Origin of the sequence: Streptomyces sp. NBC_01261 (assembly GCF_036226385.1) — a bacterium.
GTDB lineage: Bacteria > Actinomycetota > Actinomycetes > Streptomycetales > Streptomycetaceae > Streptomyces.
Map to the genome: position 1 here is coordinate 7,702,885 of NZ_CP108463.1, position 23,459 is coordinate 7,726,343.

Below are 23,459 nucleotides of genomic sequence, written 5' to 3' on the forward strand. Positions count from 1 at the left end.
GGCCGGTGAGCGCACGTGAGCAGGCCCTGTGGACGAGGGCGAGACTGGGCCACTGCGGCCCGCCGCTCGACCTCCTGACGGCCCGCTTCGACCGGCATGTCTACGCCCCGCACGCGCACGAGGAGTTCACGATCGGCGTCTGCGTCGACGGCTCGGAACTCATCGACTACCGCGGCGGCCACATCCGCACGCACCCGGGCTCCATCGTCGTACTCGCCCCCGGCGAAATGCATACGGGCGGCCCCGGCACCACCACCGACGGCTACGCCTACCGAGCCCTCTACGCCGACCCGGGACTGCTGACGGACGGCATCCTCGGCGCCGCCCTCCCGCACTTCCGCGAGCCGCTCCTCGACGACGCCGAACTCGCCGTGGCACTGCGCGTGGCGCACACCCGACTCAGCCTCTGCCCCGACCCGTTGGAGGCGGAGTCCCGCCTCCCGTGGCTCCTCACGGCGCTCGCCCGCCGCCACTCCACCTCGCGCCCGGTGTCGGACGAGATCCCGGGCGCGGCCTGGGTGGCCCACGCGGTGCGGGACCGCCTGGCGGACGAACTGCTGACCCCGCCGTCGCTCTCGTCCCTGGCCGCGGACTTCGGCCTGTCCCGCTACCAACTGCTCCGTGCCTTCCGTACGACGATGGGGATACCGCCGTACGCGTGGCTGGCCCAGTACCGGGTGACTCGGGCGCGCGGTCTGCTGGACGCGGGCGGGCGGCCCGCCGAGGTGGCGGCGCAGGTGGGCTTCGCGGACCAGGCGCATCTGACGCGCTGGTTCCGGCGGGTGCTGGGGGTGACGCCGGCGGCGTACCGCAACAGCGTTCAAGACTCCCTGTGAGGGGTCGGCGCAGACTCGCCGTATGACTGCACGCGGCTGGTTCCTGTTCTCCCTGATGGGAGTGGTGTGGGGCATCCCCTACCTGATGATCAAGGTGGCGGTGGACGCCCCGCTGTCCCCGTCCATGGTCGTCTTCACGCGCTGCGCCCTGGGCGCCGTACTCCTCCTGCCCTTCGCCCTGCGCCAGGGCGGCCTGACCCGCACGGTCCGGACGCACTGGCGCCCGATGCTGGCCTTCGCGTGCATCGAGATCATCGGCCCGTGGTTCACGCTGACGGACGCGGAACGGCACCTGTCCAGCTCTACGGCGGGCCTGCTCATCGCGGGTGTACCGATCGTGGGCGTGCTGATGGCGCGCTTCTTCGGCGAGACGGAGCGACTGGGCGCCCGGCGGGTGGCCGGCCTGGCACTGGGCCTGGCCGGCGTCACCGTCCTCACGGTCCCGCACCTGACGGGCGGCGACGCGCGCTCGCTGGCGGAGGTGTTGCTGACGGTGCTGGGCTATGCGACGGCACCGCTGATAGCGGCCCGCCACTTGAAGGACGTCCCGACACTCCAACTGACCGCCCCGTGCCTGGCGTTGGCGGCGATCGTCTACGCCCCCGCGGCGGCGCTCACCTGGCCGTCGTCGGTCCCTTCCCCGCACGTCCTGGCCTCTCTCGCCGGCCTGGGAGTGATCTGCACGGCGGTGGCGTTCGTGGCCTTCCTGGAGCTGATCAAGGAGGTCGGCCCGACCCGTTCGACGGTGATCACGTACGTCAACCCGGCGGTGGCGGTGGCGGCGGGCGCGCTGTTCCTGGGGGAGAACCTGACGGTGGGCATCGCGGTGGCGTTCACGTTGATCCTGGCGGGGTCGGTGCTGGCGACGGCGGGGTCGGGGGGATCTGGCGGATCGGGGGGATCGTCGGGGTCCGGTGAACCGGTGAGGTCGGCGGTTCCGAGGGAGGCGATGGGGTCGGCGGTACCTGGAGGGTCGGCGGGATTGGGTGAGCCGGTGGGGCCGTAGGGATCGGTGGGGCTGGTCGAACCGGTGGGGCCGGAAGGTTCGGCGGGATCGGGCGAACTCCTCGGGCCGTAGGGATCGGTGGGGCTGGTCGAACCGGTGGGGCCGGAAGGTTCGGCGGGATCGGGCGAACTCCTCGGGCCGTAGGGATCGGCGAGGCTGGTCGACCGGCGGGGCCGGAAGCATCGGGTGACGGTCGAGGGGCCGGTGGCCGCCCGGTAGCATGGTCGGCACGGCAGACGAGCCGGGCGGACGGTCGCGTGGAGTGCCCCCAGGGGGACTTCCCGAGGAACGTCCGGGCTCCACAGGGCAGGGTGATGGCTAACGGCCACCCGGGGTGACCCGCGGGACAGTGCCACAGAAAACAGACCGCCCGGCGCTTCGGTGCCGGGTAAGGGTGAAACGGTGGTGTAAGAGACCACCAGCGCCTGAGGTGACTCAGGCGGCTAGGTAAACCCCACCCGGAGCAAGGTCAAAAGGAGCGCCGCCGTAAAAAGCGCGCTCTGCGCGGACGTTCGAGGGCTGCCCGCCCGAGTCCGCGGGTAGACCGCACGAGGCCGGTGGCAACACCGGTCCTAGATGGATGGCCGTCGCCGGGGGGATCGTGAGGTCCTCCCGGACACAGAACCCGGCGTACGGCCCGGCTCGTCTGCCGCTCTCTGTTTCCAACCGCCGGCCGCCGCACACCCCTCAAGGCGTACGGCGGCCGACGGTCTCGGATTCGGCTTCACCTCAGCAGGTAGGTACGTCCAGCCAGGCCGCGCCCTTGATGTAGATGTTGGTCAGCCAGGAGCCGTCCGTCAGCTTGGACCAGGCGTCGTTGGTGTAGCCCTCGGCCGTGACCTCCTGGGCGTGTGCCTGGCAGACGACGTTGACCGTGGTGGGCTGGGCGAAGTAGTCGACCACGCCGGCGTTGACGTTCGGCTGGCTGTGGGTGCGGACGCCGGTGCCCCAGGTCTGGAACGGCTTGCTGCCTCCGGAGGGCGGCGGGGTGCTGCTGCCGCCGCAGTCCGGGATGCCGGGCAGCGAGGCCGGGCCCTTGATGTAGATGTTGGTCAGCCACGAACCGTCGGCCAGCTTGGACCAGATGTCGTTGGTGTAGCCCTCGGCGGTGACGGTCTCGGCGTGCTCCTGGCACTGGACGGACACCTGGGTCGGACCGGCGAAGGTGTCCACCACGGCACCGCGCACACTCGGCGTGGAGCGGGTGCGCACCCCCGTGCCCCAGGTCTCGAAGACCGTGCCGCCGTTCGCGGGCGGCGGGGTGGGCGTGCCCGAGCCGTTGACCCGGATCGCGCCCGCGTAGTCGCCGCCGGTGCGTACGGGGGCGACCCGGATGTGGGTGCCCGACTCGTACGCCTCGACCATCTGCCCGTTGCCCAGGTACATGGCGACGTGGTGGACGTGCCCGCTGCCCCAGAACATCAGGTCGCCCGGCAGCAGCGGGGCGGAGCCCTGCGAAGCGGAGAAGCGGGCCGAGGCCTGCGAGCTGTGGAACTGGTCGTCCGCCGTGCCGTTGAGCAGGTCCCGGCCGGTGGCCTGGTAGTAGGCGAAGCGCGTCAGGCCGGAGCAGTCGAAGCCCTTGCGCTCGTTGTCGTGGAGGCTGTCGGGGTCCGAGCCGTCGTAGTAGCCGTAGCTGGCGCCCGGCGTGGCCGCGTGCCCGCCGCCCCAGCTGTACCAGACGCCGATCTGCGAACAGGCGGCGTTCACCGCGGCCTGCGCGATGGCCGAGGCGCCCGGTGCCAGGACACCGCAGGTGGCGTCCTGCGCGGCGGCGTGGGCCGGGGCGGAGACGAACGCGGACAGGGCGAGGACCGAGGCCCCCAGGAGCGCGCCGCTGGTCCGGCGGCGCGTGCTGCTGGTGTTCAAGGAAGACTTCCTTCGTCGAGATGACGTCACCGGACGGGCCGGGGACGGCGGTTGGGGACGGCGCTGTGGACGTGCGTGCCGCTCCCCACCCCCGTGGGGGAGCGGCACGTGGGTGGGCCTAGTGGCCGAGCGCGTCGCGCATCTTGGCCAGGCCGCGCATCCGGTTGCGCTGGACCGTGCCGCGGTGGGCGCCGAGGCGTTCGCCCGCGGTGTCGTGGCTGAGGCCCTCCAGGTCGACGAGGATCACCGCCGCGGCCTCCTTCTCGGAGAGCACGCCCAGCAGCGCCAGCGTGGTCTGGGACGCCTCGTACGAGGCCAGCCCGCCGTCCCAGCCCGACTCGGGCAGCCGGTCGGTGGACTGTTCGCGCCGGGAGGGGTGCTGCCACGCGTCGCGCAGCAGGTTCAGGGCGACGGTGCAGGTGTAGGCGTACGGGTGCTGCTGCCGCGTCAGGTTCTGGGCGCGGGCGCGTCGGGAGAGCCGTAGGTAGGTCTCCTGGAGCAGGTCGTCGGCGTCGTGCGGGTTGCCGGTCAGGGCCAGCAGCCGGCGGCGCAGGCGTGGCATGTCGGCGGCGAAGGACGCGTCGAAGTCCTTCGGGCTCATCCGGTCGCCGTCCTCGCGCTGCGGTGGCGGGACGGCGCAGGTTCCGGTCTCCATGCTGTTTCCCCCTCGGTCGTGAACTCGGTCGTGAACTCGGCCGTACGGTGCTGTCGTCGGGTGTCCCGGTCGGTGGCTGGTCAGGCCGTCGGGCCGGGGGTGGCGGCTTGGGGTGCTGGAGGCTGGGGTCATTTCTAACCGGTCAAAGTCCGCTACGGCGGTTAGATTTGCCCCCGGCTTCCAGCACCCCAAGCCGTCGGGCCGGGTGGCGCGGCGGGGCCGTAGCGGGCGGCCGGTGCCCGGCGCAGCAGCGCCCAGTACCGGTCGCCGTACGACCAGTGCCACCATTCGGTCGGGTAGTTGACGAAGCCGGTCGCGTCGAGGGCCCAGCTCATGAGGGCCCGGTTGGCACGCGCCTCGGCGCTGATGTCGGGCGCCCCGGTGCGGCAGGCGCCCTCGCTCTCCTCGGGGGTCGCGTTGACCTCCGTGCCCAGCGGCAGTTCCCGGCCGTCCAGGTCGCACAGCGTCAGATCGACGGCCCCGCCGCTGACGTGCGGTGCGACCTCCGGCGGGGAGATGTACGCGCTCGCCAGTTCGCGGATCCGCTCCGGCGACGCGTCCGGATGGGCCCGGCGCATGGTCTCCGCGTACTCCTCGAAGTACCGGCGCTGCAGGGCGGGCGGCCGGTACCCCTCCACCACCAGGAAGCGGACCCCGGTCGGCAGCAGCCGCTGGGCGCGCACCAGCCGCCGTAGCGCACCGGCCCTGAGGTGGGCGTAGCTTCCGTCGTCGTCGGCCTGCCGGTGGTCGATCCGCAGGTCGTCCGTGCCGCGCAGGTCGACCAGCGGTTCGCCGCAGTCGTCCTCCGCGACGGCGGCGACCCGGGCGTCCGAGAGTGTGATGATCTCTGTCACGTGCATCAGCATCGCGGACCCCGCTGCAACTGCTCTGCAAGTTGCCTGTAGGCGACCCACCAGCACTTCTGCGGGCGGGCGCAGGGCTACGGCGGCGTCCCTCGGGAACCGGTGGGGACTACCCGGCGCCCGCCGCCGGCTCCTGTGCCTCGCGGCAGCCCAACTCCCGGAAGACACCGAGTGCTTCGGCCCTGGCAGCCCGCGCCGCCGCCGCGTCGCCGGCTGCCTCCCGTACCTCGGCCAGGTCCCGGAGCGTGCGGGCCCGCCACAGGGGGAGCCGCAGCGCCTCCCAGGTTGACAGCGCCCGCTCCAGCGGCTCCCGCGCGCCGTCCGGATCGCCGGCCGCCAAGTGCCACTCGCCCAGCGTGCGCAGGACGAGCGCCTCGCCGAAGCGGTCCTGGCGCTCGCGGGCCACGGTCAGGCACCGGCCGAGCCGCGCCCGTGCCTCGTCGAGGCGGCCGAGCCTCAACTCCGTCTTGGCCAGCGACTGTTCGGTGTACATCACCCCGAAGGTGTCCCGCAGAGCCGCGAAGATCCGCAGCGCCTCGTGCAGTTGCCGCTCGGCGTCCGCGAGCGCGCCCTCGGCCCGGTCGCACAGGGCCAGCGACCGCAGGGTCAGCGCCTCGCCGTGCCGGTCGTCCGCCGCGCGGTACAGGTCCAGGGCCCGCGCGAGAGCCTCCCGGGCCCGCACGCCGCGCCCCTGCTCCCGGTGCACGTAGCCGATGCCGTACAGCACCCGGGCTCGGGCGCCCCGCCCGGCGGACTCCCCGTACCGCTCCAGCGCCGCGTCCAACAGCTCCGACGCCTCGGCGTACCCGGCCTGTTCACGGCGGGCCGTCCCCATCCCGGCGAGCGCGAGCGCCGCACCCTCGGGCACGTCACCGCGCGCCTCGAACAGGCGCAGGGCCTTGCCGAAGTAGGTGTACGAATCCTCGAACTCGTCCTGTTCATAACGTAGTTGGCCAAGACCCGCGAGCAGCCATGCCTCGCCCTCGTCGTCCCCGCCGCGGTGTACGGCGGCCATGGCCGCGGCGTGCGAACGGGACCAGGAGTCGAACTGGTTGTACAGGGCGGCCGAACTCGCGATCAGCGCACCGGCCAGATCGCGGGCGGCGCGAACCATGCCGTGGTCGGCGCAGTACTCCACCGCCGCGAGCAGACAGGCCTGTTCGGCGGCGAACCAGGACGTGGGCCGCTCCAGCAGCTCCTCCTCGGTCTCCGCGTCGAGGGGCCGTACGGCGGCCGGTTCGGGGAAGCGCCGGGCGGCTCCGCCCGGGCCGAGGGCCGCCGCCTTCTCGGCGAGATCCAGCCAGGAGGCCACCAGCCGCAGCACGGCCGCCGTACGCTCCTCGGCGCTCTCCTCGGACAAGCAGCGCTCGCGGGCGTGTTCGCGGGCCAGGTCGTGGATGCGGTACCGGCTGCGGCCCGTCTCGTCGACGCCGATCACGTCGATGAAGTGGCAGTCCACCAGCCGCTCCACCGCCTCCTCGGCCTCCTCCGTGCCGATGTCCAGCAGCGGGGCGGCGATCCAGGCCGCGAAGTCCGGCAGGTCGAGCAGGGCCAGCCGGCGCAGCGCCCGGCGCTCGGGCAACTCCAGGTCGGCGTAACCGAGTTCGAGGCTGGTGCGCAACTCCAGGTCCCCGGCGCGCAGTTCGCTCAGCCGGCGGCGTTCGTCGCGCAGCCGGTCGGCGAGCCGGCCGGGCGCCCAGTGCGGGCGGGCCGCCAGCCGGGCGCCCGCGATACGCACCGCCAGCGGCAGCCGTCCGCACAGCGAGACGATCTCCGCGGCCCGCTCCGGCTCGGCGCTCGTGCGGTCCGGTCCGGCGACGCGGCGCAGCAGTTCGAGCGCCTCCGCCTGACCGGGCACGGCCAGGTCCAGATGGGCGGAGCCCTCCAGCGCCACCAGCCGGCGCCGGCTGGTGACGAGGACGGCGCAGCCCGGGCCGGGGGGCAGCAGAGGCCGTACGTGCGCCTCGCCCGCCGCGTTGTCCAGGATCAGCAGGACGCGCCGGTGTCCGATGCGGGTGCGGTACAGCCCCGTCAGCTCCTCGACCGAGGTCGGCAGGGTCTCGGGGTCGGCGCCCATGGCGCGCAGCAGCCGGGCGAGGGCGTCGGCGGGTTGCAGCGGCGCGGTGTCGGCCGCCCGCAGGTCCACGAACAGGCGGCCGTCCGGGAAGAGTTCGGCCGTACGGTGGCCGACGTGCACGGCGAGCGCGGTCTTGCCCGTGCCGGACCGGCCGGAGATCACCCCGATCGGCGGAGCGGTACGGCCCGCCTCGTCGACCCCGCCCACCAGCGCGGCGGCCCAGGCGATCTGCTCGGAGCGGCCCACGAAGTCGGCGATGTCCGGCGGGAGATGGGACGGCGTGGGCCAGGCCCGGGGGTCGGGCGTGCCGCGGCTGCCGTCCGGCGTCGACTTCGGTGGCCGCGCGGGTTCCCGCCTGATCCTGTCCGGGCGGGCGGTGTCCGCCACCTGTGTGTCGTTGGTCAGTGCCGCCTGGTGCAGCGCCTGCAACTCCGGGCCGGGATCGATGCCCAGCTCCTCGCGCAGGACCGCGCGGCCCTCCCGGTAGGTGCGCAGGGCGTCGGAGACGCGGCCGGTGCGGACCAGCGCGGTCATCAGCTGGCCGCGCGGCCGTTCCCGCAGCGGGTGGGCGGCGACGTGCGCGAGCAGCGGGGCGATCGTCCGGTCCGCGCGGCCCAGATCGAGATGCAGTCCGAAGGACTCCTCCTGGGCGACGAGCCGCAGTTCGGCCAGCCGGGACGCCTCGATCCGGGCGAAGTTCTGGCCCAGTCCTTCCAGCGCTTCCTGGCCGCGCCACAGCGCCAGCGCCTCGGGCAGCAGATCGGCGGCCTCCTCCAGACGGCCCGCCGCGGCGGCGGCCCGGCCCGAGGCGAGCAGGACCTCGAACCGGCGGGCGTCGATCTGGGACGGTTCGAGGTCGGCGACATAGCCCGGTGGCCGCGTCCGGACCACGGTGTCCCGCGTGACCTGGGCCAGTGCCCGGCGTACGGCGGAGACATGGGTGGCCACCAGGGCGCCCGCGGTGGCCGGCGACCGCTCGTCCCAGACACAGTCCACGAGCCGCTCGGTGGAGAGCACCTCGCCGAGGTGGACGACCAGTGCCGACAGGACCGCGAGGGGTCTGACACCGCCGAGCGGGGCCCGTCGACCGTCGGCCCACACCTCCACCGGACCGAGCAGCCGCACTTCGAACATCGTTCCCCGATCGCCGCACCATGCGCCCCATGGAGCACGGCAAAGATATCGGCGAACATGCCCTCCACATAGCGAAGGCACAGCGGAGGCCGGACCGCCGTGACCGGATTCGATCGATTCGGCGGACCGGTGGCCCCCACCTGCGAGGTCAGGACAGGTGACATCTGTCGTGCGCGCCTCTGTCGGCGCTCGGCGCTCGGCGTTCCCCTCCTCTCCCTCGCCGGTTGGCTGGTTCTCGACGGTCGGCGAGGCCTGTCGCGTGCAGGGAGGACGGTTCGCGCACCGCCCTCGTATGAGCGCCGGAGAAAGAAAAAACCCCTGTGATCCAGGGGCATACGGACGGGGCCCCTGGGGCGTCAACGGCTCGAAAGCACCACGTCCGTTCGACCGGATCCCCGGGAGGCGCCCCATGCACCGCTGGACCTTGGCCCTGCTGACCGCCGGTCTGCTGGCGACGACGGCCACCGGATGCGCGGGCAGCACGACCACCCCCGCGGCGGCCGGGAGCAGCACGCCCCGGGCCGCGGGCAGCACGGCGGAGACGCTACGGCTCGCGGAGCAGCTCCTCATCAAGAAGTGCATGGAGAAGGAGGGACACAAGTACTGGGTCGAGCCGCCCAGCGGTGACGACGTCTCGGTCCGGTTCCCCTACGTCGTGGACGACCCGGCGTGGGCCAGGGCCCACGGCTACGGCACCGACCTGCGGCGGCAGCGGGAGGCCGAGGTCCGGAGCGACCCCAACCAGCGGTACTTCCACTCCGTACCGGCCAACACCAGGGCCGTCCTGGTGAGCGACCTCAACGGGCCCCGGCCACAAGGGCTTTCGGCCCGGCTCCCGAACGGCATACGGGTCTCCCACAGCGACCAGGGCTGCCAGGCCACCGCCCAACGGCAGCTGTACGGCGATCTCCAGGCCTGGTTCCGGGCCACCCGGGTCACCGACAGCCTGGCCGGCATACGCGTCGGCCTCGTGACGGACGACAAGCGGTACCAGGCGGCCGTCGAAACCTGGGCGCGCTGCATGCGCGAGCGGACCTACACCTACGCGGACCCCGCCCGGGCCCGGGCCGCGGCCACCCTGCCGCAGACCCCGTGGCCGCACGCCAAGGAGGTACGGCTGGCCTCGGCCGAGGCGGCCTGCGCCGTCTCCAGCGGCCTGTCGTCCGTGGCCAAGTCCCTGGACTCCGAGTACCGGGACCGACTCCGGCGGAGCCACCCCCAGGAGACGGCCGATCTGGCCCGCCTCAAGCGCGAGGCGCTGCCCCGCGCCCGCGAGATCGTCGCTCACGGCGCCTGACCCCGGCCCGCCCCCGCTCCTCCACCCCACACAGACCACCCCACACAGACCACCACGGCCGCCGAGCCGTGGGCGCATCACCCCACGTGGACCTGACCCCACTGTGGGCCCATCACCCCACTCGCATCACAACGAAACGAGGCAAACCATGTCCGTCAAGCGTCTCCTCACCGTCGCGGCCTCGGCCGCCGCCGTCGCCGCGCTCTTCTCCCCGGTCTCCAGCGCCAGCGCGCTGGACGCGGGTGCCCAGTCGACCGCGACCGCGCGGCTCGCCTCCGGGGACGGCTACCTCCACGTCTACACCCAGCCCTACGGCGGCGGACGCGAGTGCAAGTGGTCCGGCAACTCCGACAACTGGGGCAGCTGCCGCAACCTGACCTCCGACATCTGGAACAACGGCTACGCGGGCGGCCTGGACGCCGTGGACCTGTACACCGCCCCCAACGCCGGCGGCGCGCACGCCTGCATCAGCCAGGGCGACAGCTGGCCCGACACCACGACCGGCCAGTACACCTTCACCTACGGCGCGGGCCTGTCGCAGTTCGGCAAGAGCGTCAACAACAACATCTCGTCGCACCGCTGGGTGGACTACTGCAGCCAGGGCTGACGATCCGACGGACTCGCCCCGGTACGCCCGCGCAGAGGAGTACCGGGGCGAGTCGTGCGTTCGTGCCTCCCCGCCGAATCAATCGCGGTCGTCCGGATCCGGGGTCCGGAGCGCGCCCCCACGCGCCCCGGACCGTGGACCCCCGTTCCCCCGTCGTCGTTCAGCTCTTCGGTGCCCCCGTGGAACACAGGGGGATTGGCGCCGGATGTGCTGCGGTCGGATGCCCCCGGCATATCGACCGCAGCACGCGCCTCGGGTTCGTCCGAAGGCATGATCAGTGCGCCCGTTCCCCCATAGGACGCGCCCCCGTGCCCGTAGGCTCCGGCACAGACAGCTTCCCCGGTCATCGGGCCGGTCCGGAGGGGTCGGGTGTTGCCAGCGGGTATTTGGCAACACCGTTCGGGCGGTGCGTTGTTGGGGGGATGGTCATCGAGTACGACGGGTTCGGCGCCGAGTTACGCAGGCGCCGCATCGCGGCAGGCATGTCGTTGAGCGAGCTGGCCGGCAAGGTGTACTGCAGCCGCAGCTTCCTGAGCCGCGTGGAGAACGGGCGCCGCAGGGCGTCCCTGGAACTGGCCCAGCTGTGCGACGAGGTGCTGGGTGCCAAGGGCGCGCTGGTCGGGCTGGCGCCACTGCCCGGCTCCGACGCCGTACCGAAGGCGGTCCGGGGCGGGGCGGGTGAGAAGGCGTCCGGGGCGGTCAAGTCGCCCGAGAAGGAGGGGCGTTCGGCCGTCGGCCCGGACCGTGCCGAGTTCCGGCGGCTGCTGCGGCGCGGTGACCTCAGCCATACCGCGGGCGAGATGCGAGAGGCAGAACGGCACTACACCGCCGCCTACCGCAGCGCCGAGGGCGATCCCCGCGCGCAGGCCGAGGCCGTGATCAGGATGGCGCGCCGCTGGTCCGATCCCGGACAGGTCGACCGCGAACTGCTCCAGTCGATCCGGGGCTGCCTGGCCGCACTGGACGGCGACGGCAGCGCGGAGGCCGCGGGGCTGCGGCTACGGCTCGAAGCGCATCTCGCGAAGAAGATGGCCCTCGCCGTCAGCCAGGACACCGCGGCGGGACTGGCGGGACCCGCCGAGGGCGCGCGGCTCGCCGAGGAGACCCTGCGCCGATTACCCGGCGACGGCGACGGCGACGACGAGGTGCGCTGCGAGGTCCTCACCGAGTGCCGCTGGGCACGCTACGACTTCATGCCGGCCCCCGAGTCGCTGACCCTCTCCGAGCGACTGCGCGAGGCCGCGGCCCGGCACGACTCGACGTACTTCCGCGGTGAGGCCCTCATGGCCGTCGCCATCGACCAGCTCCGCAACGGCAGGATCTTCAGCGCCCTCGCCACCGCGAACCAGTACCGCAAGCACGCCGCCGAGACCCAGAGCGCCCTCGCCCTGTGGCAGCGGTACACCCTCGACGCCCTGCTCGACCTGTGGCACGGCCGGTTCGACGCAGCCGCCGAGTGGATCTTCGTGGAGTCGCTGAAGTTCATCGAACTGCTCCGCGCCGACTACGCCGTCCCCGCCGACAACCTCACCCAGACCCGCCTCGGCCAGGCCTACTGGCTGCTGAGACAGCAGGGCCGGCTGACCGAACTGTTCACCTCCGACCTGGCCGGCGACGTCGAGCGGCACGCCTACTTCCCGGTCTGGCGGGCCGGGCTCGCCCTCGCCCTGTGCGAGACCGGGCAGCACGCCGAGGGCGCGGACCTGTTCCTCGGCTGCGTCGCCGACGTCGACCGCTTCCCGCCGTCGGGCTGGGCCGTCCCCGCGCTGGTCCTGCTGGCGGAGGTCTGCGCGGCGCTGGACCTGGAGGGCGGATTCGAGGCCGAGTTGGCGCCGGTGCTGCCCGTGCTCCGCGCCCGCCTGGCCCCGCACGACGGCCAGCAGATCGCCCTGGGCGGCTGGCCCACCGTCCTCGTCGGCCCGACCGCCCGCGCCTGCGGCGTCCTCGCCCTTGCCGCGGGTGAACCGGAAACGGCCCTCGAACACTTCCGCCAGGCCGCGGTCCCGGCCCGCTCCTCCCAGCCCGAACTCGCCCGCCTCCGCCTGGCCCAGGCCCGCGCCGTACGCCGCGTGGGCGGCCCAGGTAGCGAGCCGAACGCGGTACGGCTTCTGCGGGAGGCGTCCCGGGGGGCGGAGACGTACGGGATGACGTGGCTGGGGGCGCAGTGCGAGGGGTTGTTGGGGGAGTCGGGGCGGGGGTGAGTGGGGGGCGTTCCGTACCCGGCGCTCGACCAACGGCCCTTGGCTGCCGATGGAGTTGATGTGCGTGGACGGTGTTCATGCTGTGAACTAGGTCACAGTGGGCCCCGTTCCGGGTCTCCCGCCCCTCCGCCCAAGCCCCGTCCCCGGCACCCCTCGAACCACCCTCTCCCCCTCGCCTCACCCTGGGTAGTCAGCCAAAACGTCTTTGTGGCCGAGGGGTTGGAGGTGAGGGGGCCCGGATTGTCTACGCGCATAGTGTACTGATCGGCCTAAACCTGTACGCCCGGCGTGTTTGTGGGGTCCCTTGACCCGGGTGGGATGGCTCGGTTTCATACCTAACCAACTGCGCGGGGGGCTCGGGCGCCCGTCGGGAAATCCGCAGGGTGTCCTTGGCGTTCCTGGCGTGCCGCGCCGTCAACTCCCCAGTGTGTGCAGGCGTTTTGACGTGTCTGTCGGCCCGTCTCGATATGTCGCGCGCCACCCCGGAAAGGAATAAAGCCGGTGTCGCAGTTCTTCACCGCAGCTCCCTCTCTCTGCCGCTGTGCCGTCGGGTGCCGGTGGGCGAGGTGAGCCGGCATCGGGGTACGTCGGCGCCGGAGGAAGCGGGCGCGAGGGCCGGGCGGGGGCGCAGTATCCGTGCCTCGCTCATCACGCTCGCGGTGGTGCCGGCGGCGGCGATGGTCCTGCTGTGGGTCAGCGGTTCGTACGCGCTCTTCGACCAGTGGCACAACGCCAACAAGGAGGGCCGGCCGGCGAAGACCACGTACGCCCTGGTGCCGGCGGTCGGCGAGTTCCAGAAGGAACGGCAGCTGACCGTCAGCCTGTTGGCCTCGCACGGCAGCTCCACCGCCCTGGCGGCGCAGCGGCGCCGGACGGACGCCGTACTCGCCGGGTTCCGCAAGGTGGATGCCGCGTCCGCCGGTGACGGATCGGCGCAGTACCAGGCCCAGTTGGGCACCGTACGGAAGCGGCTCACCGGACTCACCGACGAACGGGCCGCCGTCGACGGCGGGAAGAGCACCCGGCAGCAGGCCTACACCGCCTACTCCGACGCGGTGTCCTCGGTGCTGAACCTCTTCGGGATGCTCAGCACCGACAGCGGCGACGCGGCCACCGCCGCCGACGCCGGTCACGCCCTGGCGTTCCTGCGCGGGGCGGAGGCGCTCTCGCAGGAGGAGGCGATCCTCGACGGGGTCGCCGCGTCACGGAAGTCGAGCGTCCAGGAGCGGTCGGCGCTGGCCGCCGCCCAGGCCGTCCGGGTCTCCGTGCTGTCCAACGAGGTGGAGCCCTACCTGCCCGCGGGACTGGGCGCCGAGCTGGGCAAGACCATGGGCGGTCAGGACTGGACCGCCATGACGGCCTTCGAGAAGACCGTCGCCGCGGCGCCCGCCGGGCACGACGGCACCATCTCCGTGCCCGCCGTCCCGGCCGCCCGCGCCGCCGCCCCGGGGCGGGTGTCCGGCGCGGTGCAGGCCGTGGAGGGACAGTTCCTGGGCAAGGTCACCCAGGACTCCGCGGACCGGACCCACCAGGTGCTCGTCAAGGCGCTGCTCGGCAGCGCCCTCGCGTTCGTGGCCGTCCTCGCCGTGGCCGTCCTGTCCTTGCGCATCACCCGGTCCCTCATCGGCCGGATGTCCGGACTGCGCGCGGCGACACTCGAACTGGCCGAGGAACGACTGCCCGAACTCATCACCCGGCTGCGCACCCAGGGCAAACGCGCCGAACTCGACGACCTGCCCGAACTCGACTACGGCACCGACGAGTTGGGCAAGGTCGCGGAGGCCTTCAACAGCGCCCAGCGCACCGCCGTGAGCGTCGCGCTGGAGCAGGCCGCGCTGCGCGAGGGAGCGCGGCTCGTGTTCCACAACATGTCGCGCCGCATCCAACTCCTCGTCCACCGGCAGCTCACGGTGATCGACTCCATGGAACGCAAGGAGCAGGACCCTCAACTCCTCTCCGATCTCTACCGCGTCGACCACCTGGCCACCCGGATGCGGCGCAACGCGGAGAGCCTGACCGTGCTGTCCGGCGCGTCCCCCCGGCGCCGCTGGAAGCAGGCGGTGCCGCTCGCGGAGCTGCTGCGCAGCGCGGTGTCCGAGATCGAGGGGTACACCCGGGTCGTCGTCGAACCCCTCCCGCCCATCGCGGTGTTGGGCCCCGCGGTCGGCGACACGATCCACCTCATGGCCGAACTCATCGAGAACGGCGTGACGTTCTCGCCCCCGCACACCGAAGTACGGGTCCGGGCACTGCCGGTGGCACAGGGCTACGCCGTCGAGGTGGAGGACCGGGGGCTCGGTCTGACGGCGGACGAGTACGCGGCGGCCAACGAACTCCTGCACCACCCCAAGGACTTCAGCTTCACCACCCTCGGCGAGGACCCCCGCCTCGGCCTCTTCACCGTCGGCCACCTCGCCCAACGCCACGGCGTCACAGCCAGCCTCCAGGCCTCGTCCTACGGCGGCTCGCTCGCCGTCGTCGTCCTCCCGCACGCCCTCACGGAGTCGGCGGCGGACGCGGTGCCGCCGACGCTGGACGCGCGGGCGGAGCGGCATCTGGCTTCGGTCGCGGGGGCGGTGCCGGAGTCGGGGACCGGTTCTGGGACGGGCTCGGGGGCGGGCTCCGGGCCGGGATCGTCGACCGGTTCGACGACGGGTTCGGGCAGTGGCTCGGGCCTGGGCATCGGCCTGGGCATCGGAATGGGCATGGGCATGGGTTCGGCCGGCGGGACGGCCACCGGGCCGGTCACCGGTTCGGGACGTGGCGGGACGACGGCCGGCGGTATGCCGATGCGCACCCGTACCCGAACCGCACCCCAGCCCCAACCCCGACCTCCGGCCCAACCCCAGCCGCAACCTCAGGCCCAGGCCCAGGCCCAGGCCCACGCCCCATCGCAACCCCAGCCTCCTTCCGGTCCGGCGGCACCGGTGGCCGACGGCTCCGCCGCCGTATCGCCGCGCGGGGCCGTACCTTTCCCGCGTTCCCGTACCTCCGGTGCCTCCGCCACCTCCAGCCGGCTTCCCCGGCGCGTGCGGCAGTCGCATCTCGCGCCGCAGCTGCGGGGGCGGCCGGACGACGCGGACGGGGAACACGGGGCCGGGCGGGAGGCCGAACGGCGGCCCGAGCAGGCCCGGTCGATGCTGGCCGCGTTGCGGGACGGGACCCGTAGGGCCCGCGAGCAGGAGGAGGTACCCACGCCCGCCTGGCCCTCGTCGCTGCGCGGAGACGCCCCCTGGCCGAAGTCACCGCGAGCGGAAACCCCCGCGCCCACCTGGAACACGGATCCGCCCGAGCGGCGTCAGTTGCCCACCCGTCCCCGTCCGACAAGGAACACCCCATGACTGCGCCCAACACCACGCACGGCGGACTGGCCTGGCTGCTGGACAACCTGATCGAGCGGATCCCCGAGACCCTGCACGCCATCGTCCTGTCCGAGGACGGGCTCCTCGTCGGCTCCTCCGAACGGCTCGCGCAGGACGACGCCGAGCAACTCGCCGCGATTTCCTCGGGAGTTCACTCGCTCGCGCTGGGCACCAGCCGGCACTTCGGCGGCGGGCGCGTGCAGCAGACCGTCATCGAGATGGACGACCTCTTCCTCTTCGTCACCACCGCCGGCGGCGGCGCCCGCCTCGCCGTGCTCGCCACCTCACAGGTGGACGTCGGCACCGTCGGCTACGAAATGACCATGGTCGTACGGCAGGTGGGGCAGTTCCTCAGCGCGCCCCCGCGGTTCCCGGAGTACAGCGGCGCGCCCTTCGCGGGTGAGCATGAATGAGACATTGGTCCGAGGAAGACCCGTGGGAGGACGAAGACCCCGCGCTGCTCGTCCGCCCGTACACGGTCACCGGCGGCCGTACCCCGACCTTCCACTCCGGTATCGAACTGATCACCCTGATCAGCACCGTCCGGCCGCCGACCCGCGACCAGCGCCTCCAGCCCGAACAGAACCGGCTGCTCGCCCTGTGCCGTACGCCCACCGCGCTGGTGGAGGTCGCCGCCCGGCTCGATCAACCCGTCGCGGTCATACGGGTGTTGCTCGATGACCTCCTGGACAACGAACTCGTCTCCGTCTCCCCGCCCGCCGCGGCCGGTACCCCCGACGCCCGTTTCCTCCAGGCAGTGATCGATGGCATACGCAGAATCTGACCGCCGCGCCACCACCGTCGCGCCCAACGCCGCCACCGCCAAGATCCTGGTCGCGGGCGGCTTCGGCGTCGGCAAGACCACCCTGGTCGGCGCGATCAGCGAGACCACGCCCCTGCGCACCGAGGAACTCATCACCGAGGCCAGCGTCGGCGTCGACAACCTCGCCGGGGTGGAGCAGAAGACCACGACGACGGTCGCCATGGACTTCGGCCGGATCACGCTCAGTTCGGCCCTCGTGGTCTATCTCTTCGGGGCGCCCGGGCAGGACCGGTTCTGGTTCATGTGGGACGACCTGTCCCGCGGCGCGCTCGGCGCGGTCGTCCTCGCCGACACCCGGCGACTGGAGAGCTGCTTCCCGTCCGTCGACTTCTTCGAGCACCGCGGCATCCCCTTCGCCGTGGGCGTCAACTGCTTCAACGGCGTCTGCGAGGAGGACCCCGAGGAGGTCCGCGCCGCCCTCGACCTGGCCCCCGACATCCCCCTCGTCCTGTGCGACGCCCGCGACAAGGAGTCGGTGAAGACGGTGCTGCTCGCGCTCCTCGAACACGTCATGCGGGGGCTGGCGGCGGAGGCGTCGGGCGACCGCCAGCCGGTGTAGCCGTCCGATCAGTCCGTCGTACGGTCATGCAGTCCGTCGTACGGTCATGAAGGCTTCGTCGCCGATACGGCCGTCGCGGTCAGCGTGCCGTCGCACTCCGCGAACTGCCCGTCGTCCAGGGCGACTTGATGCGCCCCGGCACCCGGCAGGCCGATCACCATCGTCGGGTAGACCACGGGCGCCGAACCGGACTTGCAGTAACCGTCGCCCTCACCCTGCACCTGCACGAAGGTCAGCTTCAGCCAGGCCTGAGCGCCCGGAGCGAGCTTCACGGGGGAGGCGGATCCGACGGGGGTGACCTGGAGCGGGACGTTGAGCTCCGGGGAACCGTTCGCGGCACCGGCGACGGTGGGGTGCCCCTGGAGGACGCAGGTCTTGGTGCCGGTGTTGGTGAACTGGACGATCGCGGCGCCGGTTCCGGTACCGACGGGGCGGTCGGCGGCTTGGTAGGCGGTGGCCTTCAGGGCGGTTGCCGCGCAGGGCTTCGCCGCGGTTTCGGTGGACCCGGACGAGCCCGTGGAGCCAGATGTTCCAGTGGCCCCGGAGGGGGTGGGGGAGGCAGGGGAGGCGGGGGAGGAGGCGGTCGCGGCCGGTGCGTCCGGCGATCCGTCGGACCCGCTCTCCGAGTCGCCCGGCCGGCAGGCCGTCATGACCATCGCCGCCGACAGCGCGGCCAGCGCCATCGTGGCCCTGCGGATGCTGCTCTTCTGCATGACGTCCCCCGAGTTCCGTTCGTGCGACCGGCCGTGCCGGTATTTCGACGGGGGAGACAGTTCAGGCCGTACGCGCGGTTTCTCCTGTGTGTCCGCTGTGTCCGTACGGTGACGGGTTCAGGGCCGGATCAGGACGGACGAGCCGGTTCATGACGTCCTGGGTCGTGAGTCGACCTCGACGAACCGCTCCAGCGGCGCGAGCCGTTCCGCGCGGCGGGACTCGGCCAACTCCGTTCGCTGCCACCGCTGTTGGGCCCGTTCGGCCGACCGCTGGGTGGTGAACTGGACGAAGAAGGGCAGTGCCGCCGAGCGCCACGCCGCCGAACGAAGTGAGGGACACCCGGACCTGACCGGACACGGCGGCCATCGTGCCATGTCCGGTGCCTCCAACGCCCGCTCCCCACCAGCTAGTTGGACGGTCGGCCGCCCGACTTCCCCGCGGCGTCGACTCCCGCTCCCTCCTCGAAGCTGGCGAAATAGGCCGCCGCCATGTCCTCGTCCCCGTGTCCCTGCGCCGCCGCCCGGGCGAACCGCTCCGCCCCCGCGGCCGCCACGTCCAGCCGGACGCCGTTCGCCGCGCCCGCCCGCACGATCAGCCGGGCGTCCTTCTCCGCCGTGGTGACCGCGAAACTCGCCGGGGTCAGCCGGTCGTTGAGGATGGCGGCCGACTTGGCGTGCAGGTAGCCCATGTCGAGGGGGCCGCCGGCGATGAGGTCGAGGAAGCTCTGGGGGTTCACGTCCAGGGCCTTGGACAGGGCCAGCGCCTCGCCCGCCGCGTTCGTCACGGCCAGGACCCAGCTGTTGGCGACCAGCTTCAGCCGGGTCGCGGTCGCCGCCGCGCCGTCCTCGCCGACCCACATCGTGCGGACGCCGACCGCGTCGAACACTGGGGTGACCGTCGCGCGCCCGCTCTCCGGACCCGCCGCCAGGACCGTCAGCTGACCGGCCTCGGCGGGCTGGCGGGTGCCGAGGACGGGGGCGTCGTAGAAGACGAGGTCGTGCCGGATCGCGAACTCGGCCAGTTCGCCCACCGATTCGAGGCTCGACGTCGTCGACTGGACCCACGCGGCGCCAGGACGCAGGGCGGGCGCGGCCTCGCGCATCACATCGAGGACGGTGTCCCCGTCGTAGAGCATCGTGAGGATGACGTCCGCGTCCCGCACGGCATCGGCCACCGTGTCGCGAACGTGCGCGCCGTCGGCGGACAGCGGGTCGGCCTTGGCGCGGGTCCGGTTCCAGGCATGCACGGTGTGACCGGCACGGGCGAGGTTACGGGCCATCGCGGCGCCCATGATGCCGGTGCCCAGGACGCCTACGGTGAGCTTTTCGGTGGTCATGACTCGGCTTTCGTCCTCGACGGTGTTGTCGAGGACCAGCGTGCCAGGGCGGCGACGGAAGTCCCGTCAGCCGGTGACCGTGAACCAGGTGGATCGCGACTTCTGCCACTCCTCGTGGGAGAGGTCCTTCGCCTCGGTGCCGTCGCCGTACAGGTCGGCCGCGCCGTCGTCGGTGATCAGTTGGGCGCGGACGCCCGGGGTCGTCAGGTCAGGGACGTCCACGACCGCCTCCCAGGCGCCGGGGTCGGTCGTCGGCAGGTCGCGCAGCTTGACCGGCTGGTCGGACGCGTTGCCGGTCCAGGAGTAGAGGGCATACGGGTCGGAGTTGTCGTCGGCGGCCCAGGAACCGGCGACGATCAGGTACTGGTTCGCGGCGTTCTTGCGGATGTCGCGTACCGAGAGGCCGCCGAGGTTCAGCTCGATCGGGGTGCCGAAGGTCGCGGCGGTGCCGTTGGCGACCACCTTGTCGATGTTGGTGACCGGCATGAGCAGCGCCTTGCCGCCCTCCACCGCCGGGGCGAGCGGCGCGCGGAAACCGAGGTATGCCGTGGTCGTGGAGCCCGGCGCGAACTCCAGGCCCTCCACGTTGAACCCGTTGATCTCCTTGGGTACTTGACCGTCCGCGGTGCCCGCCGCGAAGCCGTACCGGTTGCCGTTCGCCTTGTCCCACGCCACCAGGTTGTCGCGCAGCTTGCCGTACGAACTGCCGTAGGAGAGCGTCGTGTTGGCGCCGCTGCCGGTCACCTTCGTGGTGAAGACCGTGTTGCGGGCCGCCTTGTACTCGCCGTCCTTGTTGTTGCCGAGCGAACCGGTCCAGTAGATCGTGTCGCCGACGCGGGCCGCGCCCTCGATGTCGATCTCCTTGGAGACGTCGATGTCGTCGCTGAAGTCCCAGGTCTTGACCGGCGCGCCGGAGGCCGAACGGTCGTACAGGCGAAGGACGTTGGACTCGTCGTCCGCTACGACGACGTAGCCGCCGCCCACGTCGACCGCGGCGGAGGCGTCGCTGGAGCCGGTGAGGTAGCGGGTGTCGGCGGGTTGCTGGACGGATGCGGAGGCCGCGTAGTGCAGGGTCTTCGTGGCTGTCTTGCCGCCGAGGCCCGTCACCTTCACCGTCAGGTCCGTGTAGCCCTGCGCGGCTGCCGCGACGGCGAGTTGGCGGGTCGCGCCGGTGCCGGACACGGTCACCGCGCTCGTCGGCGCCACGGACGTCTTGCTGCTCTTGCTCGCGGCCACCGTCAACGCGCCGACGTCCGCGCCGCTCTGAGCGATCGTCACCTGGATCGTCGGATCGCCGACCGCGCCCACCGCGCCCGAAAGGTACGTGGCCGAGAGGGAGATGGTCGGGGTGCCGTAACTCGCCGCGTGCGCCTGGCTGTTGCCGAGGCTCAGGGCGGCGAGGGCGAGGCAGGTGCCCGCCACGGCGACCGTCCTGCGCCCGCTGGAGATGGCTCCATTGGAAACTCCGCTGGAGGAAACGTAGTCCTGCACGGGGACCCCTTCGTCGGCTCGGTGTCGACGAGAAGGTTCAGCGGACCTCACCAACTCCGCGGGGTGTGGGCGGGTCCTTGGGGTGAACAACTGCCGACGGGCCGAGAGAACGTTCCATGACCCGGGCCAGGTGGCGGGTGAAGACCTGCCGCGTATCGGGGGTGAGCGTGCGCAGCGCCACCAGCGCGGTGATCACGACGTCGCACAACTCGCCCTGTACGTCGTCCCACGTGTGGGTGACGCCCTTGCGCGGGTTCTGGCCGGTCGCCCCGATCACCGCCTCGGCGACCTCACCGACCTCCTCGGACAGCTTCAGCATCCGCAGGAGCAGGCCCTCACGACCGTCGAGGGGCTGACTCGCCTCCAGCCAGGTCCACAGGTCGTCGATACCGGCCCAGAGGTCGGCGGCCCGGTCGTTCTGATCACTCATACGCCCAGCCTGCCATCACCGCCCGACCGGTCCGGCCTACTCGTCGAACAACGTCTCCTGCCCGAACTCCGCCGCCTCCCGCACCCGCCTGTTCCGCAGCCCCACCACCACGGCCGTCGCCGCCCCCGTCACCGCGAGCGCCGCCGGAACCATCCAGCCCCGGTTCACCGCGTGCCCGAGCGCGTGGTCCAGGGAGAGCCGGCCCGGGCCCGTGACCGCGAGGCCGGCCGCGGTCAGGGCGAGGGAGGCCGCGTACTCGTAGCCGCCGGCCGCCGCGAAGAAGCCGTTGGGCGCGTGGACGGCCGCCGCTCCCACCATCGCGCCGGCCGCCGCCGAGCCCGCCGCCGGGGTCGCCAGACCCAGCGCGAGCAGCGCGCCGCCGCCCGCCTCCGACAGCCCCGCCAGTACGGCACTCTGCTTCCCCGGCGCGTACCCCATCGCCTCCATGGCCGCGCCGGTGCCCTCGATCCCGCCCCCGCCGAACCAGCCGAACAGCTTCTGCGCGCCGTGCGCGGCCAGCACGCCGCCGGTACCCAGCCGGAGCAGCAGCAGGCCCAGATCTTGTCGGTCGTAACAGGTCACGGTGACTCCCTGAACAGGCGACGGGGACGGTCCCTCCACCGTCGCACCCCGGGCGTGGGGCGGGCGGGTTCGCGCGGCCGTTCGGGTGGCGGCCCCCGGGGAACGGTGTGAGTCTGACCGGCATGACGATTCAGCCAGCCAAACTCAGCGATCCGGCCGTCCGGGCGTTCGTCAGCGCCGTCAACGCCCATGACCGCGACGCCTTCCTGGAACTGCTCGCGCCGGGCGCGACGATGGCGGACGACGGTTCCGACCGCGATCTCGCCGAGTGGATCGACCGGGAGATCTTCTCCTCCCACGGCCACATGGAGGTCGACCGCGAGTCCGACGGCGGCCGTGCCCTCGTCGCCCGCTACTCCAACGACGCGTGGGGCGAGATGCGCACCCGGTGGAGTTTCACGGTCGGCGAGGACGGCAGGATCGCTCGCTTCGAGACCGGGCAGGCCTGACCGCCGTAGAAAACCGCCGCAGAAAGCCGCCGGGAAGAGCCGAAAACACCTTGCCCTGAAGTGCGCTCCAACTCCTAGTGTCCCCAGGCATGGAGACGAAGTCGAACATCAGGACCCTCGGCCGCAGCGGTATCGACGTGAGCGCCCTCGGCTTCGGCTGCTGGGCGATCGGCGGTGAGTGGCAGGACGCGAGCGGGCAGCCGCTCGGCTGGGGCAAGGTCGACGACGAGGAGTCCGTACGGGCGGTTCGGCGCGCCCTCGATCTGGGTGTCACGTTCTTCGACACCGCCGACACCTACGGCGCGGGGCACAGCGAACGCGTCCTGGGCCGCGCGCTGGGCAAGCGCCGGGACGACGTGGTCCTCGCCACCAAGTGGGGCAACGTCTTCGACGAGGAGACCCGCACCCTCACCGGTGCCGACGACTCCCCGGAGTACGCCCGCCGCGCGCTCACCGCATCCCTGGTGCGGCTCGGCACCGATTACGTCGACCTGTACCAACTGCACCTGTCCGACGCCGACTTGGAGCGCGCCGCCGAACTCCGCGACCAGTGCGAGGAGTTCGTGCGCGAGGGGCTGATCCGCGCCTACGCCTGGAGCACCGACGACCCCGCCCGCGCCGCCGTGTTCGCCGAGGGGGAGCACTGCGCGGCCGTGCAGCACGCGGCGAACGTGTTGCAGGACGCGCCCGAAATGTTCGCCCTGTGCGAGGAGTTGGGCCTGGCCAGCATCAACCGCAGCCCGCTCGCCATGGGCCTGCTCACCGGGAAGCAGGCGCCGGGACGGGAGTTGGAGGCGGGGGACATCCGCAACACGCCCCCGTCCTGGTTGCAGGGCTTCAAGCGGGGTGCGGGCGCCGACGAGGACTACGTTGCCCGCGTCGAAGCCCTGCGCGAGATCCTCACCTCCGACGGCCGCACCCCGGCCCAGGGCGCCCTCGCCTGGCTGTGGGCCCGCAGCCCGCGCACCGTACCGATCCCGGGCTTCCGCTCGGTCACGCAGGCGGAGCAGAACGCCGGGGCGATCGCGAAGGGGCCGCTCACCGCCGGGCAGTTGGCGGAGGTCGACCGGGTGCTCGGGAGGTGAGCGGCCCGACGGGACCGCGACGCTGTGGGCGAGTCCGGCGCGGCCGGGGCACCCCATCTGAAAAAATGTGACACTTCCGGGTGCGA

At 72.4% G+C, this 23,459-nt stretch carries 21 protein-coding genes and 1 other RNA gene; 12 read left to right on the forward strand and 10 right to left on the reverse strand.

Annotated elements, in window-relative coordinates; all coding sequences use genetic code 11:
* The first annotated feature begins 5 nt into the window (after positions 1-5).
* From OG226_RS34340 to rnpB, 3 genes are all read left to right on the forward strand, one after another.
* Entirely contained in the window at positions 6-836 is an 831-nt protein-coding gene (locus OG226_RS34340; RefSeq protein WP_329351059.1) for a helix-turn-helix domain-containing protein, read from the forward strand.
* Positions 837-858: 22 nt separating this feature from the next.
* Positions 859-1,842 (forward strand): DMT family transporter, encoded by a 984-nt coding sequence (locus OG226_RS34345; protein WP_329351060.1) that lies wholly within the window; start codon positions 859-861, stop codon positions 1,840-1,842.
* Positions 1,843-2,079: 237 nt separating this feature from the next.
* An RNA gene (gene rnpB, locus OG226_RS34350) (RNase P RNA component class A) lies at positions 2,080-2,491 on the forward strand.
* An 80-nt stretch (positions 2,492-2,571) separates the two neighbouring features.
* Here the strand turns inward: rnpB and OG226_RS34355 are convergent.
* The 4 genes from OG226_RS34355 to OG226_RS34370 form a co-directional block, all read right to left on the reverse strand.
* Positions 2,572-3,708, reverse strand: coding sequence for a C40 family peptidase (locus OG226_RS34355; RefSeq protein ID WP_327404514.1), 1,137 nt, complete (start codon positions 3,706-3,708; stop codon positions 2,572-2,574).
* Positions 3,709-3,826: 118 nt separating this feature from the next.
* Complete coding sequence (locus OG226_RS34360) at positions 3,827-4,363, reverse strand: RNA polymerase sigma factor (RefSeq protein ID WP_329351061.1); 537 nt, start codon at positions 4,361-4,363, stop codon at positions 3,827-3,829.
* Between the two features lie 161 nt (positions 4,364-4,524).
* On the reverse strand, positions 4,525-5,217 hold the full coding sequence (locus OG226_RS34365) for a M15 family metallopeptidase (protein ID WP_328683679.1): 693 nt from the start codon (positions 5,215-5,217) through the stop codon (positions 4,525-4,527).
* Positions 5,218-5,335: 118 nt separating this feature from the next.
* Positions 5,336-8,437, reverse strand: a complete 3,102-nt coding sequence (locus tag OG226_RS34370; protein ID WP_329351062.1) for an AfsR/SARP family transcriptional regulator — start codon at positions 8,435-8,437, stop codon at positions 5,336-5,338.
* A 409-nt stretch (positions 8,438-8,846) separates the two neighbouring features.
* On the opposite strand from OG226_RS34370, the gene OG226_RS34375 reads away from it, so the two are divergent.
* The 7 genes from OG226_RS34375 (at position 8,847) to OG226_RS34405 (ending at position 17,286) form a co-directional block, all read left to right on the forward strand.
* Entirely contained in the window at positions 8,847-9,734 is an 888-nt protein-coding gene (locus OG226_RS34375) for a hypothetical protein (RefSeq protein WP_328683681.1), read from the forward strand.
* A 148-nt stretch (positions 9,735-9,882) separates the two neighbouring features.
* Positions 9,883-10,341, forward strand: coding sequence for a hypothetical protein (locus tag OG226_RS34380; protein WP_328683682.1), 459 nt, complete (start codon positions 9,883-9,885; stop codon positions 10,339-10,341).
* 422 nt (positions 10,342-10,763) lie between these two features.
* A complete protein-coding gene (locus tag OG226_RS34385) occupies positions 10,764-12,542 on the forward strand; it encodes a helix-turn-helix transcriptional regulator (protein ID WP_329351063.1) in 1,779 nt (592 codons plus the stop codon).
* Positions 12,543-13,108: 566 nt separating this feature from the next.
* Positions 13,109-15,883, forward strand: a complete 2,775-nt coding sequence (locus tag OG226_RS34390; protein ID WP_329351064.1) for a sensor histidine kinase — start codon at positions 13,109-13,111, stop codon at positions 15,881-15,883.
* Positions 15,880-16,317, forward strand: a complete 438-nt coding sequence (locus OG226_RS34395) for a roadblock/LC7 domain-containing protein (protein ID WP_328683685.1) — start codon at positions 15,880-15,882, stop codon at positions 16,315-16,317. The genes OG226_RS34390 and OG226_RS34395 overlap by 4 nt, the downstream gene beginning before the upstream one ends.
* Positions 16,314-16,688: a DUF742 domain-containing protein gene (locus OG226_RS34400; RefSeq protein WP_318015985.1), complete on the forward strand. Its 375-nt coding sequence runs from the start codon at positions 16,314-16,316 to the stop codon at positions 16,686-16,688. Before OG226_RS34395 ends, OG226_RS34400 begins: the two co-directional genes overlap by 4 nt.
* Positions 16,669-17,286 carry a GTP-binding protein gene (locus OG226_RS34405; RefSeq protein ID WP_328683686.1) on the forward strand — a complete coding sequence of 206 codons (618 nt, stop codon included), beginning with the start codon at positions 16,669-16,671 and terminating at the stop codon, positions 17,284-17,286. The genes OG226_RS34400 and OG226_RS34405 overlap by 20 nt, the downstream gene beginning before the upstream one ends.
* Before the next feature lie 44 nt (positions 17,287-17,330).
* Here the strand turns inward: OG226_RS34405 and OG226_RS34410 are convergent, their stop codons facing one another.
* The 6 genes from OG226_RS34410 to OG226_RS34435 form a co-directional block, all read right to left on the reverse strand.
* Positions 17,331-17,999 carry a DUF4232 domain-containing protein gene (locus tag OG226_RS34410; protein ID WP_328683687.1) on the reverse strand — a complete coding sequence of 223 codons (669 nt, stop codon included), beginning with the start codon at positions 17,997-17,999 and terminating at the stop codon, positions 17,331-17,333.
* 147 nt (positions 18,000-18,146) lie between these two features.
* Complete coding sequence (locus tag OG226_RS34415) at positions 18,147-18,374, reverse strand: hypothetical protein (protein WP_328683688.1); 228 nt, start codon at positions 18,372-18,374, stop codon at positions 18,147-18,149.
* Positions 18,375-18,406: 32 nt separating this feature from the next.
* Complete coding sequence (locus tag OG226_RS34420) at positions 18,407-19,336, reverse strand: NAD(P)-dependent oxidoreductase (protein ID WP_329351065.1); 930 nt, start codon at positions 19,334-19,336, stop codon at positions 18,407-18,409.
* 66 nt (positions 19,337-19,402) lie between these two features.
* Positions 19,403-20,758 carry a hypothetical protein gene (locus OG226_RS34425; protein ID WP_329353608.1) on the reverse strand — a complete coding sequence of 452 codons (1,356 nt, stop codon included), beginning with the start codon at positions 20,756-20,758 and terminating at the stop codon, positions 19,403-19,405.
* 106 nt (positions 20,759-20,864) lie between these two features.
* Positions 20,865-21,257 carry a MazG-like family protein gene (locus OG226_RS34430; RefSeq protein ID WP_328683690.1) on the reverse strand — a complete coding sequence of 131 codons (393 nt, stop codon included), beginning with the start codon at positions 21,255-21,257 and terminating at the stop codon, positions 20,865-20,867.
* Between the two features lie 36 nt (positions 21,258-21,293).
* Entirely contained in the window at positions 21,294-21,839 is a 546-nt protein-coding gene (locus OG226_RS34435; RefSeq protein WP_328683691.1) for a DoxX family membrane protein, read from the reverse strand.
* A gap of 122 nt (positions 21,840-21,961) precedes the next feature.
* On the opposite strand from OG226_RS34435, the gene OG226_RS34440 reads away from it, so the two are divergent.
* Positions 21,962-22,288: a nuclear transport factor 2 family protein gene (locus OG226_RS34440; protein WP_327404532.1), complete on the forward strand. Its 327-nt coding sequence runs from the start codon at positions 21,962-21,964 to the stop codon at positions 22,286-22,288.
* 89 nt (positions 22,289-22,377) lie between these two features.
* Positions 22,378-23,373 (forward strand): aldo/keto reductase, encoded by a 996-nt coding sequence (locus OG226_RS34445; protein ID WP_328683692.1) that lies wholly within the window; start codon positions 22,378-22,380, stop codon positions 23,371-23,373.
* Positions 23,374-23,459: the final 86 nt, after the last annotated feature.

Coding starts and splice junctions, on each gene's coding strand:
- OG226_RS34345 (WP_329351060.1), top strand. CDS start 859: ATGACTGCACGCGGCTGGTTCCTGTTCTCCCTGATGGGAGTGGTGTGG.
- OG226_RS34360 (WP_329351061.1), bottom strand. CDS start 4,363: ATGGAGACCGGAACCTGCGCCGTCCCGCCACCGCAGCGCGAGGACGGC.
- OG226_RS34370 (WP_329351062.1), bottom strand. CDS start 8,437: ATGTTCGAAGTGCGGCTGCTCGGTCCGGTGGAGGTGTGGGCCGACGGT.
- OG226_RS34375 (WP_328683681.1), top strand. CDS start 8,847: ATGCACCGCTGGACCTTGGCCCTGCTGACCGCCGGTCTGCTGGCGACG.
- OG226_RS34380 (WP_328683682.1), top strand. CDS start 9,883: ATGTCCGTCAAGCGTCTCCTCACCGTCGCGGCCTCGGCCGCCGCCGTC.
- OG226_RS34385 (WP_329351063.1), top strand. CDS start 10,764: ATGGTCATCGAGTACGACGGGTTCGGCGCCGAGTTACGCAGGCGCCGC.
- OG226_RS34395 (WP_328683685.1), top strand. CDS start 15,880: ATGACTGCGCCCAACACCACGCACGGCGGACTGGCCTGGCTGCTGGAC.
- OG226_RS34400 (WP_318015985.1), top strand. CDS start 16,314: ATGAGACATTGGTCCGAGGAAGACCCGTGGGAGGACGAAGACCCCGCG.
- OG226_RS34405 (WP_328683686.1), top strand. CDS start 16,669: ATGGCATACGCAGAATCTGACCGCCGCGCCACCACCGTCGCGCCCAAC.
- OG226_RS34410 (WP_328683687.1), bottom strand. CDS start 17,999: ATGCAGAAGAGCAGCATCCGCAGGGCCACGATGGCGCTGGCCGCGCTG.
- OG226_RS34415 (WP_328683688.1), bottom strand. CDS start 18,374: ATGGCACGATGGCCGCCGTGTCCGGTCAGGTCCGGGTGTCCCTCACTT.
- OG226_RS34420 (WP_329351065.1), bottom strand. CDS start 19,336: ATGACCACCGAAAAGCTCACCGTAGGCGTCCTGGGCACCGGCATCATG.
- OG226_RS34430 (WP_328683690.1), bottom strand. CDS start 21,257: ATGAGTGATCAGAACGACCGGGCCGCCGACCTCTGGGCCGGTATCGAC.
- OG226_RS34440 (WP_327404532.1), top strand. CDS start 21,962: ATGACGATTCAGCCAGCCAAACTCAGCGATCCGGCCGTCCGGGCGTTC.
- OG226_RS34445 (WP_328683692.1), top strand. CDS start 22,378: ATGGAGACGAAGTCGAACATCAGGACCCTCGGCCGCAGCGGTATCGAC.